This window comes from Rhizobium sp. AN73, from assembly GCF_030757975.1.
Lineage (GTDB): Bacteria > Pseudomonadota > Alphaproteobacteria > Rhizobiales > Rhizobiaceae > Agrobacterium > Agrobacterium arsenijevicii.
Genome location: NZ_JARWME010000001.1, coordinates 65,113 through 81,358, shown reverse-complemented (window position 1 = coordinate 81,358; position 16,246 = coordinate 65,113). Strand labels below are relative to the sequence as shown.

The window sequence follows — 16,246 nt, the reverse complement described above, 5'->3', positions numbered from 1 at the left end:
GTCGAAATGATCGCGCCGTTGATCGTTTCTGAAAGGCGGGACACCTATGTTCAACTATACATTTCACTGGAATCAGGCGCTGAAGGCTTTGCCGCAGCTTCTGGACGGTGCGGTGGTGACGCTGCAGATTGCCATCCTGTCGATGGTGATCGGTCTTTTCTTCGCCATCGTGCTCACGCTGTTCCGGCTTTCCGGTAACAGGATCTTTAGCGCCATTGCCTCCGTCTGGGTGGAAATCGCCCGCAACACGCCGGCGCTGTTCCAGATTTACATGGCCCATTTCGGCCTTGGCAATTTCGGCATTCACCTCAGCCCCTTTACGGCACTTCTGGTTGGCATCGCCTTCAACAATGCCGGTTATCTGGCGGAAAATTTTCGCGGCGCGCTGAAAGCGATACCGGACACACAGACCCGCTCCGGCCGCTCGCTCGGCATGACCTCGATGCAGACTTTCCGTCTCATCATCATGCCACAGATGCTGCGCGTCGCCTTTCTGCCTGCTACCAACCAGATGGTCTGGGCGATCCTCATGACGTCGCTCGGTGTTACGGTCGGCATGAATACGGATCTCGCCGGTGTCACGCAGGCTTTGAACGCCCGTTCGTTCCGCACCTTCGAATTCTTCGCGCTCGCTGCGGTCATCTATTACGTGATCGCCAAAATCGTCACGCTCGCGGCCAGATTGCTGGCTTCGCGTCTGTTCCGTTACTGAGAGAGGTGCGCCATGTTTGAAACCGCTCTCACCTGGAGTGATCTCGCCTTCCTTGCCAAGGGTGCGGGGATGACGCTTGCCGTCACCGCCGTCGCCGTTACGGCTGGCACCATCATGGGGATCATCTTCGGCGTCATCCGTTTCCAGTTCGGGGCCTACTGGTCCCTGCCTTTGACCTTCGTGCTGGATATCTTCCGCTCCGTGCCGCTGCTCATCCAGCTGGTGCTTGGTAATGCCTTCCAGTCCATCGCCAAGTTGGGCTGGCCGCCATTTACCACCTCCTGCGTGGTGCTGTCGCTTTATACGGCGGCCTATTGCACCGAGATCGTGCGTGGTGGCATCGGCGCCGTTCCGTCGAACACACGCCGTGCCTGCCGGTCGCTCGGCATGACCTGGTCGCAGGACATGCGCTACATCGTGCTGCCGCTGGCAACCCGTGTGTCGTTGCCCTCGTGGATCGGCCTCACGCTTGGCGTCATGAAGGATTCGGCGCTGGTGCTGTGGCTCGGCCTCATCGAGCTGCTGCGCGCCTCGCAGATCCTCGTCACCCGCCTGCAGGAACCGCTGACCATCCTCATGATCTGCGGCGCCATCTACTTCCTTATCAGCTTCCCCATCGCCCGTTTCGGCGGGTATCTCGAAAGACGGTGGTCCCCCAATGATTGAGATCGAAAACGTCCGCAAATCCTTCGGCCCGCTGGAGGTTCTGAAAGGGATCAACCTGACCGTCAACAACGGCGAGGTCGTCACCATCATCGGCGGCTCCGGCTCCGGTAAGTCGACGCTGCTCACCTGCATTAACGGCCTTGAGCCGATCGACAGCGGCAAGATCGTCATCGATGGCACCGAGGTGCATGCCAAATCGACCGACCTCAACAAGCTGCGCCGCAAGGTCGGCATCGTCTTCCAGCAATGGAACGCCTTTCCGCATCTAACGGTGCTGGAAAACGTCATGCTCGCGCCACGCAAGGTGCTTGGCATTTCGAAAGAGCAGGCCGAGGAAATTGCGGTCAAGCAACTGACCCACGTGGGTCTTGCCGAAAAGCTGAAGGTCTATCCAAACCGCATGTCGGGCGGCCAGCAGCAGCGTATGGCGATTGCCCGCGCCCTTGCCATGTCGCCGGAATATATGCTGTTCGACGAAGTCACCTCCGCGCTCGATCCGATGCTGGTGGGCGAAGTGCTCGATACGCTGAAGATGCTGGCTGACGAGGGCATGACGATGATCTGCGTCACCCATGAAATGGCCTTCGCCCGTGATGTGTCGAACCGTGTCGCGTTTTTCCATCAGGGTGTGATGGCGGAAATCGGCACGCCGGATCAGCTTTTCGGTGCGCCGCAGCATGCCGAGACGCAGAAATTCCTGTCGAGCGTGCGGTGATGCCTGCAAACGATGTCATCGTCATAGGGGCCGGCGTTGTCGGCCTCTCGGCGGCAATCGCTGCGCAGACGCGCGGTCTTTCGGTCACGGTCATCGATCGCGAAGGTCCGGCGGCAGGGGCGTCCGCAGGCAACGCCGGTGCCTTTGCCTTCACCGATATCCTGCCGCTCGCATCGCCCGGCATTCTCTGGAAAGCGCCGAAGTGGCTGCTCGATCCATTCGGACCGCTCAGCGTGCCGCCGGCCTATGCGCTGAAGATCGCGCCATGGATGTTCCGTTTCTGGCGGGCCTGCGCCGCTTCCAGGGTGGAGCATTCCACCGCCGCGCAGACGGCGCTGATGGACCTGTCGAAATCCGAGCTTCAGCCATTCCTCAGGAAAACCGACACGATTGCCATGCTGCGCAAGGAGGGCAATCTCCAGGTCTATGAAAGTGACGCCGAGTTCGAAGGTTCGCTTGCCGGCTGGAAGGTGCGCGAGCGACACGGCATCGAGTTCCGACACCTCAATGCCGAACAGATGGCCGAGATACAGCCCGGCATCGCGCCGCGTTTCACCTGTGGTACGTTTACACCCGGCTGGCATTCCATCGCCGATCCGAAGCTCTACACGCTGGCCCTTGCCGAGCATTTTCGCAGCATCGGTGGCCGTATCGAACGTCTCGATATCGCCTCGCTCCGGCCGCTCGAAGACGGTGTCGAAGTGGTGAGCCATGATGGGCGCACCCGCAAGGCCGGCAGGGTGGTACTGGCGGCGGGCGCTTTTTCGCATCGCATCGCCCGTTCGCTCGGGGAAAAAATTCCTCTGGAAACGGAACGGGGGTATAATACCACCCTGCCTTCAGGCGCCTTCGATCTGCGCACGCAGGTGACCTTCGGCGGCCACGGTTTCGTTGTTACGCGGCTTTCCACCGGCATCCGTGTCGGCGGCGCGGTGGAACTGGGCGGGCTGGAGCTTCCAGCCAATTTCGCCCGTTCCGAAGCGCTTCTGAAAAAGGCAGCGAGTTTCCTGCCGGGCCTGAAAACCGAAGGCGGAAAACAATGGATGGGTTTCCGCCCGTCACTGCCGGACAGCCTGCCGGCCATCGGCCAGGCGCGGCACACGGCGCGGGTGGTCTACGCTTTCGGCCACGGCCATCTGGGGTTGACGCAATCGGCGGGCACAGCCCGCATCGTCGCCGATCTACTGACGGGGCAGACACCTGCCATCGATACCAGGGCATTTTCGCCGCAACGTTTCTAGAGAATTTTGGCTTTTCTCCGAAACGCAAAAATTCTCTAGCTCTTTTTTTTACGCATTTTCCGGGCGTAAAACCGCTACGCACTTTTACTGGAAATGCTTTAGGGAGATTTTGAATGTCTTCTTCCGTTTCGACAAAAACCGTTCGTCAGGCGCGCAGCATCCTGCCGGGTGTGGCCGAAGGCGCGGTGATCGCCACCACCGAGGCACTGAGCTTCTGGGGTGGGGTCGATCCCGCCACCGGGAAGGTGATCGATGTGCACCACCCGCTGCACGGCGTCTGTCTCACCGGCGGTGTGCTGTTCATGCCGTCGAGCCGCGGCTCCTGCACCGGTTCGGGCGTGTTGCTCGATCTTATCCTGACTGGCCGTGCGCCCTCGGCACTGGTCTTCTGCGAGGCGGAAGACGTGCTGACGCTCGGCGCGCTGATTGCCGCCGAAATGTTCGGCAAACCTTTGCCGGTACTGCGCCTCGACGCGGAGAATTTCGCCCGGTTTTCTGAAGCCGCCCGTGTCCGTATCGATGAGAAGACCATCGAGGCCGATGGCGCTTTCCTTGCAATAGCGCCGCCCGCGACGGCCCATCTCGATCTCAAGGATAATGATCGGGCAATGCTCGAAGGCCGCGATGGTATCGCTGTGCAGCAGGCGATGCGCATCATCGTCGCCATGGCCGCCCAGCAGGGGGCTTCAGCGCTTGTCAATGTCACGCAGGGCCATATTGACGGCTGCATCTATGCCAGCCCCGCCAATCTAACATTTGCGGAAAAGATGGCGGAGATGGGCGCGAAGGTACGCGTACCGACGACGATGAATGCTATCTCGGTGGACAAGGCGCATTGGCGCGCGCAGGGTGTGCCCGAGGATTTCGGCGATCCGGCCGCGCGGCTGGCGGAGGCCTATGTGCGCATGGGCTGTCGCCCCACCTTCACCTGTTCGCCTTACCTGCTCGACAGCGCACCGCAGGCCGGCGACATGATCGCATGGGCCGGATCGAACGCGGTGATCTTCGCCAATACGGTTCTCGGCGCCCGTACAGCCAAACATCCGGATTTCCTCGATCTCTGCATCGCGCTCACGGGCAGGGCGCCGCTTTCCGGCGTCTATCTGGAAGAAAACCGTCGGCCGCAACGCATTGTCGATGTGGCTTTGCCTGAGGGCATCAACGATGCCTTCTGGCCGCTCGTCGGTTATCTCGCCGGCAAGGCAGCGCCGGATTGCATTCCGCTTCTGCGCGGTCTTGGATCTGCAAAGCCCTCGCGGGATGATCTGAAGGCGCTCTGTGCGGCCTTCGGTACCACTTCGGCGGCTCCCATGCTGCATATTGAGGGCGTGACACCGGAGGCCGGGCTGGCCCCGATTGTGACGGCTGATGCCGTCACCATCTCGCTTGCCGATATGTCCGCCGGCTGGTCGCTTCTGAATGAGGGGCCGGAGGATGTGCAACTCGTCGCCATCGGCAGCCCGCATGCCTCGCTGGAGGAGTGCCGCGCGCTTGCGGATACCTTCGCCGGTCGCAGGCGTCATGCGGATGTCGCCGTCATCGTTACCGCCGGACAGCAGGTCATCGATGCGGCCGAGCAGGATGGCACGCTGCAAAGCCTGCATGATTGCGGCGTGCAGGTGCTGCCTGATCTCTGCTGGTGTTCGATTTCCGAGCCGGTTTTCCCGACGAAGACCCGCGCCTTGATGACCAATTCCGGCAAGTACGCCCATTATGGCCCCGGCCTTAGCGGCCGCGCGGTGCGCTTCGGCAGCCTTGCCGATTGCGTTGAAAGCGCGCTGACCGGCCGCGCCATTTCCCGTCTTCCGTCCTGGCTCTGTTAGAGCGCGTCCTCACGCGCTCTCTATCCCTCGTTTTCGACGCACGTTTCCTGGAAATTCTCTGGAGGAGTTTTTAATGCGCAGTATCAAGACCGTTCACGTCATCTCCGCCCATGCGGAAGGCGAGGTGGGGGATGTGATCGTTGGTGGCGTCAGGCCGCCGCCGGGCGAGACGATCTGGGAGCAGAGCCGTTTCATCGCCCGCGATGAGACCCTGCGCAACTTCGTGCTGAATGAGCCGCGTGGTGGTGTGTTTCGCCACGTCAACCTGCTGGTGCCGCCGAAACATCCTGACGCGGATGCCGCCTTCATCATCATGGAACCGGAAGACACTCCGCCCATGTCCGGCTCCAACTCCATCTGCGTCTCCACCGTGCTTCTGGATGGCGGCATCGTGCCGATGCAGGAGCCAGAAACCCATATGCTGCTGGAAGCGCCGGGCGGGTTGGTGAAGGTGCGTGCCGAATGCCGCAACGGCAAGGCCGAGCGCATTTTCGTGCAGAACCTGCCGAGCTTTGCCGCGAAACTCGATGTCGAACTCGAGGTCGAAGGCCTTGGCACATTGAAGGTGGACACCGCCTATGGCGGCGACAGTTTCGTCATCGTCGATGCCGAGGCGATGGGGTTCAGCCTGAAGCCGGAGGAGGCGCATGAGATTGCCCGCCTCGGCGTGCGTATCACCAATGCTGCCAACAAGGCCTTGGGTTTCGAACATCCCGAAAATCCGGACTGGCGGCATTTTTCCTTCTGCCTGTTTGCGGGCAAGGTCGAGCGCACCGCTGAAGGTCTGCGCGCCGGTGCTGCCGTCGCCATCCAGCCGGGCAAGGTGGATCGCTCGCCAACCGGTACCGCGCTTTCGGCCCGCATGGCTGTGCTACATGCACGCGGTGAGATGAAAGAGGGTGAAACGCTGACAGCCGTGTCGCTGATCGGCTCCACCTTCACCGGGCGTATTCTTGGAACAACGACGGTCGGTGACCGTCCGGCCATCCTGCCGGAAATTTCCGGCCGCGGCTGGATCACCGGCATTCACCAGCACATGCTTGATCCTTCCGATCCATGGCCGGAGGGGTATCGACTGACGGATACGTGGGGTGCGCGGTAAGAGAAAACCCCTCCCTTGTTATCCTCGCCTTTGAGGCGAGGATCCATCGGTCGCAAGAATTGTGGATCCTCGGGTCAAGCCCGAGGATGACGTCGAGATTGGGGGGCGATGGTGTTTACATTGTTTCTTCTCCCCCCGGGGAGAAGGCGAAAGACGCACCCTCTCGTTTATGGTCGTTGAGACTTCAATTTTTCGCACGATGGGCGTTCAAGTGGCGGCTGCCTCAGCCACCCGCCCGCTTCGTCGTCTCCCGCACGATCAGCTCGAACCCGACATCCACCCGCGCACTCTCGGGAATGACAGCATCTTTTTCTGCTTCCAATATCGAGAGCAGTAATTCACCCGCCTTGCGGCCGATCATCTGGGCGTCGACCCTAATTGTCGAAATCGCCGGATAACATTGCCTGCCGATATCGAAATCACCAAAGCCGAGGATGGAAATCTGTTCGGGCACATGAATGCCGCGACGGTGACATTCCATCAGCGCGCCGACGGCGGAGATGTCGGAGACGGCGAAGATTGCCTCAACATCGGGTTCCTTCACCAGCAACGAGCCGAGTGTTTTTGCCCCGTGATCGTAAGAGACGGGGGCGCTGCCTTCGCGAATGATGAGGTCGTCGGCAATGCCGGCTTCACGCAGCGCTGCGCCAAAGCCAAGAAGACGGCTTTCGCCACGCCAGTCCTTCACATCGCCATCGGCCCGTGAGCCAAGTGCGCCTATTCTTTTAAATCCGAGCGATATCAGGTGCTTGGCGGCAGTTCTTCCCACTTCGTAGTTGGAAAAGCCGACGGCATGGTCGATCGGGTGTTCGGGAACGTCCCAGATTTCCACGATCGGGATACCGGCGCGCATCAGCACTTCGCTCGCCATCTTGGTATGCACCGTGCCGGCGACCACGATGGCGTCGGGTCGGCGCTCCATCATGGTGCGGATGACGCGCTCCTCTTCCTGCAGATCATACATCGTATAACCGATCAGCAATTGATAATCGGCGGCGCGAAGTGCGTTGGCGAGCCCTTGCGCGCTGTCGGCGAAGTTGGAGTTGGTGAGCGTCGGCAGGATGGCGGTGATGAAATTGGTGCGACGGGATGAAAGCGAACCGGCGATTCGGTCCGGCACATAGCCGAGCTTCTCGATCGCCTTCATCACCTTCTGGCGAGTGTCTTCAGACACCAGCGCCGGATCGGCCAGTACCCGCGAGACGGTCATCTTGGAGACGCCCGCGAGTTTCGAGACGTCGCTCATGGTTGCTTTTTTTGACGTGACTAACGCTGCGGCCAAGGGCGTGCGCTCCACCAAAGCATGTCTCCCTAAATTTGAACCGGTTCAGGACAAGACATACACGAATATATCAGGGGAAAGCACGCAGCATGATTGCAGATCGGTGCGGCGTGCACCGGATTTATGCGACGCGGCTATAGACCAGATGGTAAAAGCGTCCGTCGCACATGCTCATCATCTCATCCGTCAGTACACGGCCCTCCAGCCGGACCGGCGAAACCAGCGCTTCTTCCACAGCCTCAATCGACGGATAATCGATTTCCTGAACCATGATGATCGCTGCCGCATCCGGGTCCGTGCGCTCGGTGCGCATCACCCGCACAGCCTGCGCGTTCGGCATGCGTTTCCAGACCGGCAGAAGTTTCTCCTCGACGATACGGAAAAACTCCTCCTCCCGGCCGGGGTGGATCTTGCCTTCAAAAATTGCCGAGCGCGTATACATGGTTTCCTCCCGAATGAATGCCCGATGCTACAGTTCTGTAGATCGGACTTGCAATGATACCGATAACATGCATTATTGATCCTGCCAAGAACGTGAAACGGTGTCGACCAGAGGAAAATCGATAACCAGCCGAAATCATTGAATTTCATCAGGAATTCTGCCGGTTTCGGACTTTCGCGTCACCTTGGGAGGAGTTTTTTGTAAATCGGGTCAAAATGTTATCGAGAACATTTTTCGGTTTGCGCAAAGGCCGCTGTTCCCGTTCGGGCAGCCACTAAAAGGTTGGAGGAGAAACCATGAGCATAGCCACATTTCTGAAAAACATGACCGTTGCTGTCGGTGTTGCCGCAGCAACGCTTGCCGCAACCACCTCGGCCCATGCCGTCTCGCTCAGCGAGATTACGGCGCGCGGCAAGGTCAAGATCGGTGTTCTCACCGGCGCACCGCCGATGGGCATGGTGGACGAGAAGGGCAATCCTTCCGGTTATGACGTGGATGTCGCCAACCTTATCGGCTCTTACCTGTCGCTGCCGGTCGAACTGGTGCCGCTGACGCCGCCGGCACGTATTCCGGCGCTCCAGACCGGCAAGGTCGATTTCCTCGTTGCGACGCTTGCGCCGACCGGTGAACGCGCCAAGACCGTAATGTTTACGCAGCCTTACAGCGCGTTCAACATGGACATCATTTCCGGCAAGGACCAGAAGTTCGAAAATCTCGAAAGCCTCAAGGGCAAGCGCGTTTCGGTCAATCGCGGCTCCTCGCAGGAAACCGCGCTGCGCAAGGCCAATGTCGAAGGTCTTGAAATCGTCGTCTACGAAGACGATTCCACCAGCGCCCAGGCTCTGCTTGCCGGTCAGGTGGATGCCGTGGCACTGCCGTCCACGGTTGGCGAAGCGATTATCAAGCAGCGTCCGGAAGCCGGTCTGCAGGTTGGTTTCACCTTCTTCCAGCAGGGCAATTCCATGGCGACGAAGATTGAGGATTTCGAGCTGCGCCAGTGGCTGAACACCTCCATCTATCTCATGAAGATGTCGGGCGATCTCGACCGTATCTCGGTGAAGTGGACCGGCCGTCCGCTGCCGCAATTGCCTAGCTTCTGATTGAGCTTTTCAACGCGCCCGCCGGGGAACATTCCGGCGGGCCGGGAAATGTCCACGGAGTGACGCATGTCCTATACATTTCAATTCGGCGCGCTTGCCCAATATCAGAATGAAATTCTGAACGGCATATGGCTGACGATCAAGCTGTCGGTCTTCTCCATCGTGCTCGGTTGCGCTTTCGGCATTCTTTTAGCCTCACTGCGCTCCATCAATGGCGGCATCGTCCGCGTCATGGTGGACGGTTATGTGGAGGTGATCCGCAACACGCCGTTTCTGGTGCAGCTTTTCATCGTCTATTTCGGTCTACCGGGTCTCGGGTTCCGCGTCGGAGCCGATACGGCGGCGCTGATCGGCATGACCATCAACCTTGCCGCCTATTCGACGGAGATCATCCGCGCCGGCATCGAGGCGGTGCACAAGTCGCAGATCGAGGCGGGCGAGGCTCTCGGCTTCACCAGGTACCAGATTTACCGCCACGTCATCATCGTGCCTGCCATCGCCAAGGTCTACCCTTCGCTGTGCAGTCAGTTTGTGCTGATGATGCTGGCATCGAGCGTATGCTCGGCCATTTCCACGCATGAGCTTGCCGCTGCTGCCGCCTTCGTGGAATCGCAGACCTATCGCTCCTTCGAGGTCTATATCGTCGTCACGCTCATCTATCTTGCGCTGGCGCTCAGCCTGCGGCTCATCCTTGCCCTTGTCGGCATGTGGCTGTTCGGCCGCCGTGTGGCCCGCAAGACAATGACCGCTTTGCCGGAGGTGCAGTCATGACTCTTCGAACTTTCGGCTGGAACGAGTTCGGCTTTCTGCTGACCGCCCTGCAATGGACCGTGCTTCTGACGATCATTGCGCTCATCGGCGGTGGCCTCGTCGGTTTCTTCGTGGCGCTTGCCCGCACCTCGAACTTCAAGGCGCTTCGCATCGCAGCCGGCACCTATATTCAGGTCATTCAGGGTATTCCGGTGCTGATGATCCTATTCCTGTCCTATTACGGCCTCAGCCTTGCCGGACTGGAACTGCCGCCCTTGATCGCCGCCGGCGCATCGATGACGATCTATACATCGGGCTATCTCGCCGAAATCTGGCGCGGCTGCATCCAGGCGGTGCCGAAGCAGCAGTGGGAAGCATCGGAATCGTTGGCGCTGACCCGTGCCCAGCAGTACCGCTACGTCATCCTGCCGCAGGCGATCCGCATTTCCCTGCCGCCGACCGTCGGTTTTGCCGTTCAGGTCGTCAAGAATACGTCCATCGCATCGATCATCGGTTTCGTCGAACTGGCGAGAGCGGGGCAGCTCATCAACAATGCCACGTTCCAGCCGTTCCGCGTCTTCGTCGCGGTGGCCGTGCTTTATTTCATCGTCTGCTACCCGTTGTCCCAGCTGTCGCGTTGGCTGGAAAGGAGGCTTCATGCCGGAAGTAATCGTTGAAAACGTTCACAAGAGCTTTGGCGCTCTGGAAGTCCTCAAAGGCGTATCGCTGACGGTCGGCCGTGGTGAAGTTTTCGCCCTTATCGGCCGCTCCGGCTCGGGCAAGAGCACGCTGCTGCGCTGCATGAACGGGCTGGAGAAGATCAATTCCGGTCGCATCGAAATCGCCGGCCATGCACTAGGTGAGGATGCCAAGGCGCTGCGCAAGCTGCGCACCGATGTCGGCATCGTCTTCCAAAGCTACAATCTTTTCCCGCATCTGACGGTCGGCGAAAACATCATGCTCGCCCCGCGCATCGTCAAGGACGTGGCGAAATCGGAAACGAAGGAGATTGCCCGCGAGGTTCTGCAGCTCGTCGGCCTGTCGGAGAAGTACGATTCCTATCCCGACCAGCTTTCCGGCGGCCAGCAGCAGCGCGTGGCGATTGCCCGTTCGCTCGCCATGCGGCCGAAGGTGATGTTGTTCGACGAAGTGACCTCGGCGCTCGACCCTGAGTTGACGGAAGAAGTGCTGACGGTCATGGAAAACCTCGCCAAGGGCGGCATGACCATGATCCTTGTTACCCATGAAATGGCATTTGCGCGGCGCGTCGCCACCGAAACCATCTTCATGCACAAGGGCAAGATCTGGGAGCAAGGCCGCTCGGCCGAGCTTTTCGCCAATCCGCAAACGCCGGAACTCCGGCAATTCGTCAAGGCCGATGTGAAATAGCGCAAGGCCGCAAAGGAAGCTCCATGACAACTGAAATCCTGCAATTGTGCCCGCTCATCCCGGCACTGGAAGAAGAACTCGGGCAGCGCTTCACCGTGCATCGCCTGTTCGAGGCCGCGGATAAAGCCGCGTTCCTCGCCGAGAAGGGCGCTGCAATCCGTGGCGTCGTTACTGGTGGTCATATCGGCCTGCCGGCTGATATCGGCGTGGCACTGCCCAATCTCGAAATCGTCGCCATCAACGGCGTCGGTTTCGACAAGGTCGATCTCGCCGAAGCCAAGCGACGCGGTTTCCGCGTTTCCAACACGCCGGATGTGCTGACGGCGGATGTCGCCGATCTGGCGCTCGGCCTGGTTCTGGCGCAGGCGCGCAAGCTGCCGCAGGCGGACCAGCATGTGCGCACCGGCCAATGGCTGAAGGGCGATATGGGGCTTTCCACCCGTGTGGCCGGTCGCCGTTATGGCATTTTCGGCCTTGGTCGTATTGGCCAGGCGATTGCCAAAAGGCTTGAAGGTTTCGATGCGCGGATTTCCTACACCGCCAGAAACCGCCGCGATGTTTCCTATGACTATTACGGCAGCATCGAGGCGCTGGCCGCCAATTGCGACGTGCTGATCATCGCCGCTGCAGCCACCGCCGAAACGCGCCATATCGTCAATGCGGATGTCCTGAAGGCTCTCGGTCCCCAGGGTGTTCTGGTAAACGTGGCGCGCGGCTCGCTGGTGGATGAAAAGGCGCTGGTAGAGGCGCTTTCGAGCGGCACGATCGGCGGCGCAGCACTCGATGTTTTTGAGGACGAGCCGCGTGTGCCGGAAGCGCTTTTCGCCTTCGAAAACGTCACGCTCGCCCCGCATGTCGGCAGCGGCACCCACCAGACCCGGCGCGCCATGGCCGATCTGGTTCTCGCCAATCTCGATGCGCATTTCGCGGATAAAGAGCTGCCCACACCGGTGGTCTGACGTATAATTTATCGAGGTTTGCAATCTCACGGCGCGGCACCTGTCGCGCCGTTTTGATTGAGTCCATTAGCCGCCTGCGCGTTGTGCTAGAAAAGGCGGTATTACTCCGCATTCTTCCCGTTGTTCACATTTATATAATACGTGTAATTCTACTATTCTGCCTTCTTATACAGTAACGAGGCGGACAGGTGCGTTCCAAAGGCCCGAAGACACCCTTGCAGAACCGGACGCAGCCCGACGCGCCGCAATCCGACCGGCATACGCTTCTTGAAGCGATGATCGATCATGTGCCAGACTTCATTTATGCCAAGGATTTGGATGGCCGTTTCCTTTTCGCCAACCGCGCGATCGTCACCGAAAATGGCTTCGACACCGTCGAGGAGCTGATTGGCCTCACCGACTACGATATTCACGGCGATGCGGCGAATAATGCCGGCATTCCCGATACCGAGGCGCGGGTGATGCGCACGGGAGAACCGGATCTCGGCTATGAGGAACGTGCCCTGCGCGGCGATATCGACCGCTGGCTGATGATGTCGCGTGTGCCGCTGAAGGACAAGGCCGGCACGATCATCGGCGTGGTCGGCGCCTCGCGGGATATAACCCAGAAAAAGGCCTCGGAACGGCTGCTTCAGGCGCAGGCGCATATTCTGGAAATGATTGTTGCGGCGGCGCGTATCGAGGATTTCCTCGAGGAATTCGTCAAGGCCATCGAAAACCTTGCCACCGGGCTTGCCTGTGCTGTCCGGGTGTTCGACGCGGCGGTGGGAGAACCTTCGGTCTATGCTTCGCCGGCGCTGGCAAAGCATGTGGGCCTGACGGCACTTGTTTCCAGCACCAGCGATCCTGAAAACCTCACCTATCCAGCCGACCATGCGGCCTTCAGTTTCGATATTCCCGCCAGCGAAGGGAATGCGCACGGTTTCGTCTGGTGCATGCTGGCGGCCCGCGCGCCGGATGCAGCGCTTCTGGAGTTTATCGCGGCCGCCGCGCGCATGGCGGGTCTCGCGATCGATCGTAAACGGGCAGCGGAACATATCGCCTTTCTTGCCGACCACGACATGTTGACGCGGCTGCCCAATCGCCGTTTTCTGGATACGAGGCTGCCGGAAATTCTGGCGGCGGCGACAAGAGCGAATCGGCAGGTCGCCATCGGCTTTCTCGATCTCGACAATTTCAAGCAGATCAACGATACGCTCGGCCACAGCATCGGCGATGCGCTGTTATCGAAAACCGCCGAGCGCATTGCGCGCAGCCTCAGGCGAAACGATCTCGTGCTGCGGGTAGGCGGCGACGAATTCGTCATCATTCTGGAAAAGCAGAAGGATGATTTCGAAAGCCGCCTGCAACGCATCCGGGCTGCGGTTTCGCAGCCGCTGCGCCTCGGCAATTACGATATCAAGGTCACGTGCAGCATCGGCATGGCCTTTTTCCCCGAACACGGGGAAACCACGGCGGAAATCGTCGCAGCGGCCGATCTTGCCATGTATGAGGCCAAACATAACGGGCGGGATGGCATCGCAACCTTTACGCCGCGCATGGCGGACGATCTGCGAAAGAAGTTCACCCGTATCGAGGAATTGCGCAAGGCGGTGGAGAGGGACGAGTTCGTTCTGCACTATCAGCCGCAGGTCGATCTTCTCACCGGCCGCATCAGCGGCGTGGAGGCGCTGGTGCGCTGGCAGCATCCAATGGAGGGCCTGCTGGGGCCCGTGGAGTTCATCGGCCTGGCGGAAGAAACCGGCCTTATCGTGGAACTGGGCGAAAGCATTCTGAAAAAAGCCTGCCGCCAGGCGCAGGCATGGCGCGCTGCCGGCCTGTCGCCGGTCAAAATGGCGGTCAATATTTCGCCCAGACAGTTCCAGAGTGGGCTTGTGGAGCAGATCAAGTCGGCGCTGCAGGAAACCGGCCTTGCGCCATCCCTGCTGGAAATTGAAATCACCGAGACCCTCATCATTCAGGATGTGGAAACATCCGTGCGCATCATGCGCGCCATCAAGCAAATGGGCGTCAGCCTGGCGCTGGATGATTTCGGCATCGGTTATTCCTGTCTCGGCATGCTGAAAACCTTTCCCCTTTCGTGCATGAAGATAGACCGGTCGTTCCTCACCCATCTGCCGGAAAAAACCAAGGACAGCGCCATCGTCTCCATCATGATCCAGCTTGCCGGGTCTCTGGGCATCGATGTCATTGCCGAAGGTGTGGAAACCGGCGAGCAGGCGGCGTTTCTGCGTGCCGCCGGTTGCCCCTATGGGCAGGGTTTTTACTTCAGCCGCCCCGTGCAGGCGGACGTGATCGAGGGCATGCTGGGGAACATGACGACATTCCCCACCGGTCTATCCAACGACATACAATAAACTCAGCCTGAGCGGCCGGCTCTGATCCGGTTTCGTCGGGCGTGAATTGCCGCAAAAGGGCATGTGTCGCGCATCTGAGCCGCACCGCACAGCCACGATTGCGGCGATACCACTCTTCTTGACATACAGCCGGGCAACGAAAGCCCACGTCGCTTAGCCACCGCACGTCAAGGCTTTGATCGTTCCCGATTTTCTAAAGATTTAGGAATTAAGCCGGATAATGTTCTGGTTCTGCAATGTGTTTTGTATATTAAGTTATTTTAAATAAGTAATAAATGTAGTAACTTTAAAATATATCGCTGTATTATTTTATATTAAACTATTAAATTGTTGTAATTTTACTACGAAACTAGATTGTGTCCTTTTGTTGTATTTGTATTTGTTCGATTTGAATTGCGAGTCTCCAGCAATTTCTGTCATTTGCTGAATCAGCGCAGAGAGGCGGGCGGCAGGGAAAAGACCAGCCCTCAGTTTTGCGCATTTGTTGAAAAATTTTTGACTGGAGATTAAAAATGAACATCAAGAGCCTTCTCATCGGCTCCGCTGCCGCTCTCGCAGCAGTATCCGGCGCACAGGCCGCTGACGCTATCGTCGCTGCTGAGCCGGAAGCCATGGAATATGTTCGCGTTTGCGACGCCTTCGGCACCGGCTTCTTCTACATCCCCGGCACCGAAACCTGCCTGAAGTTCCAGGGCTACGTTCGTTTCCAGACCGACTTCGGCCGTGACAAGGTTGGTAAGTCTGACTGGGATTCGTTCACGCGCGCTCAGTTCGAAGTTGACACCCGTACAGACACCGAGCTCGGCGCTCTGCGCGGCTTTATCGGCTTCCGTGGCAATGCTGACTCGGGTTCTGCCGCAGCGTCTACTGTTGCTAACTCGGGCGACAAGGGTTCAGCAGTTTTCGTTGACCAGGCTTTCATCGAAATCGCCGGCCTGAAGGTCGGTAAGTTCCTGAGCTGGTGGGATGATGGTCTTTCCGGCGAGACCGACGACGTGGCTACCAACGCTCTGTTCAACTCAATTCGTTACACCTACGACGCAGGTTCCTTCTGGGCTGGTGTTTCGGTTGACGAACTCGAAGGCATCGCGGTCAGCACGTTCAACAAGAACGGCAACCTCAACAACAATGTCGGCGTCGTCGCTGGCGTTGGCGCAAAGCTAGACAGCGTATCGCTGCAGCTCATCGGTGGCTACGACACCGACCGCGAAAACGGCTCCGTCCGCCTGATCGCAACGGCTGGCGTTGGTCCGGGCACGCTTGGTCTGTCCGGTGTTTGGGCTTCCGGCGCAAACGCTTACTACAATGCTTCCGAGTGGGCAGTTGCTGCTGAATACGCCATCAAGGCAACTGACAAGCTGAAGATCACCCCCGGCTTCCAGTACTACGGCAGCTACGGTCTGGTCTCCTTCGACGAGTTCTCCAACAACGACGCCTGGAAGGCTGGTCTGACGGTTGATTACAAAATCACAGACGGTCTTACTGCGAAGGTTGCTGCAAACTACCTCGACGTAGACACGAAGCCTGAGGCTTGGACCGGTTTCGTTCGTCTGCAGCGTTCGTTCTAATAAACGATAAAAAGCCTAAACCGGGTTAGATAAACTCAGATCCACCCCGTTTCCGAACGGGTGAGTCCTAGCTCCAGTCAAAGTTCCTGACATGACGTCAGGTTTGCTCCCCGGACCCCTCCAGGCCGGGGAGTTTTTGT

General features: G+C 59.1%; 15 protein-coding genes. 13 read left to right on the top strand and 2 right to left on the bottom strand.

Annotated elements, in window-relative coordinates:
- The first annotated feature begins 46 nt into the window (after window positions 1–46).
- The 6 genes from RBH10_RS00315 (at window position 47) to RBH10_RS00290 (ending at window position 6,259) form a co-directional block, all read left to right on the top strand.
- Window positions 47–712 (top strand): amino acid ABC transporter permease, encoded by a 666-nt coding sequence (locus RBH10_RS00315; protein WP_281039174.1) that lies wholly within the window; start codon window positions 47–49, stop codon window positions 710–712.
- A 12-nt stretch (window positions 713–724) separates the two neighbouring features.
- Window positions 725–1,378, top strand: a complete 654-nt coding sequence (locus RBH10_RS00310; protein ID WP_281039173.1) for an amino acid ABC transporter permease — start codon at window positions 725–727, stop codon at window positions 1,376–1,378.
- Window positions 1,371–2,093 (top strand): amino acid ABC transporter ATP-binding protein, encoded by a 723-nt coding sequence (locus tag RBH10_RS00305; RefSeq protein ID WP_045020931.1) that lies wholly within the window; start codon window positions 1,371–1,373, stop codon window positions 2,091–2,093. Before RBH10_RS00310 ends, RBH10_RS00305 begins: the two co-directional genes overlap by 8 nt.
- Window positions 2,093–3,334: an FAD-binding oxidoreductase gene (locus RBH10_RS00300; RefSeq protein ID WP_281039172.1), complete on the top strand. Its 1,242-nt coding sequence runs from the start codon at window positions 2,093–2,095 to the stop codon at window positions 3,332–3,334. The genes RBH10_RS00305 and RBH10_RS00300 overlap by 1 nt, the downstream gene beginning before the upstream one ends.
- Window positions 3,335–3,447: 113 nt before the next feature.
- The gene (locus tag RBH10_RS00295) at window positions 3,448–5,157 is read left to right on the top strand and encodes an aconitase X (protein ID WP_306180351.1); all 1,710 of its coding nucleotides are present in this window, start codon (window positions 3,448–3,450) and stop codon (window positions 5,155–5,157) included.
- Between the two features lie 73 nt (window positions 5,158–5,230).
- A complete protein-coding gene (locus tag RBH10_RS00290; RefSeq protein WP_281039170.1) occupies window positions 5,231–6,259 on the top strand; it encodes a proline racemase family protein in 1,029 nt (342 codons plus the stop codon).
- 223 nt (window positions 6,260–6,482) lie between these two features.
- On the opposite strand, the gene RBH10_RS00285 is transcribed toward RBH10_RS00290, so the two are convergent.
- Together RBH10_RS00285 and RBH10_RS00280 are read right to left on the bottom strand one after the other, a co-directional pair.
- Window positions 6,483–7,505 carry a LacI family DNA-binding transcriptional regulator gene (locus RBH10_RS00285; RefSeq protein ID WP_114835867.1) on the bottom strand — a complete coding sequence of 341 codons (1,023 nt, stop codon included), beginning with the start codon at window positions 7,503–7,505 and terminating at the stop codon, window positions 6,483–6,485.
- Window positions 7,506–7,662: 157 nt separating this feature from the next.
- Entirely contained in the window at window positions 7,663–7,983 is a 321-nt protein-coding gene (locus RBH10_RS00280; RefSeq protein WP_045020923.1) for a hypothetical protein, read from the bottom strand.
- A 296-nt stretch (window positions 7,984–8,279) separates the two neighbouring features.
- On the opposite strand from RBH10_RS00280, the gene RBH10_RS00275 reads away from it, so the two are divergent.
- From RBH10_RS00275 to RBH10_RS00245, 7 genes are all read left to right on the top strand, one after another.
- Complete coding sequence (locus RBH10_RS00275) at window positions 8,280–9,083, top strand: transporter substrate-binding domain-containing protein (protein WP_281039169.1); 804 nt, start codon at window positions 8,280–8,282, stop codon at window positions 9,081–9,083.
- A gap of 66 nt (window positions 9,084–9,149) precedes the next feature.
- Window positions 9,150–9,854, top strand: a complete 705-nt coding sequence (locus tag RBH10_RS00270) for an amino acid ABC transporter permease (RefSeq protein ID WP_281039168.1) — start codon at window positions 9,150–9,152, stop codon at window positions 9,852–9,854.
- Window positions 9,851–10,510, top strand: a complete 660-nt coding sequence (locus RBH10_RS00265) for an amino acid ABC transporter permease (protein ID WP_020009852.1) — start codon at window positions 9,851–9,853, stop codon at window positions 10,508–10,510. The genes RBH10_RS00270 and RBH10_RS00265 overlap by 4 nt, the downstream gene beginning before the upstream one ends.
- Window positions 10,491–11,222 (top strand): amino acid ABC transporter ATP-binding protein, encoded by a 732-nt coding sequence (locus RBH10_RS00260; protein WP_281039167.1) that lies wholly within the window; start codon window positions 10,491–10,493, stop codon window positions 11,220–11,222. Before RBH10_RS00265 ends, RBH10_RS00260 begins: the two co-directional genes overlap by 20 nt.
- Before the next feature lie 23 nt (window positions 11,223–11,245).
- Complete coding sequence (locus RBH10_RS00255; protein WP_281039166.1) at window positions 11,246–12,181, top strand: 2-hydroxyacid dehydrogenase; 936 nt, start codon at window positions 11,246–11,248, stop codon at window positions 12,179–12,181.
- Window positions 12,182–12,369: 188 nt separating this feature from the next.
- Entirely contained in the window at window positions 12,370–14,538 is a 2,169-nt protein-coding gene (locus RBH10_RS00250) for a putative bifunctional diguanylate cyclase/phosphodiesterase (protein ID WP_372339757.1), read from the top strand.
- A 512-nt stretch (window positions 14,539–15,050) separates the two neighbouring features.
- The gene (locus RBH10_RS00245; RefSeq protein ID WP_281039165.1) at window positions 15,051–16,106 is read left to right on the top strand and encodes a porin; all 1,056 of its coding nucleotides are present in this window, start codon (window positions 15,051–15,053) and stop codon (window positions 16,104–16,106) included.
- Window positions 16,107–16,246: the final 140 nt, after the last annotated feature.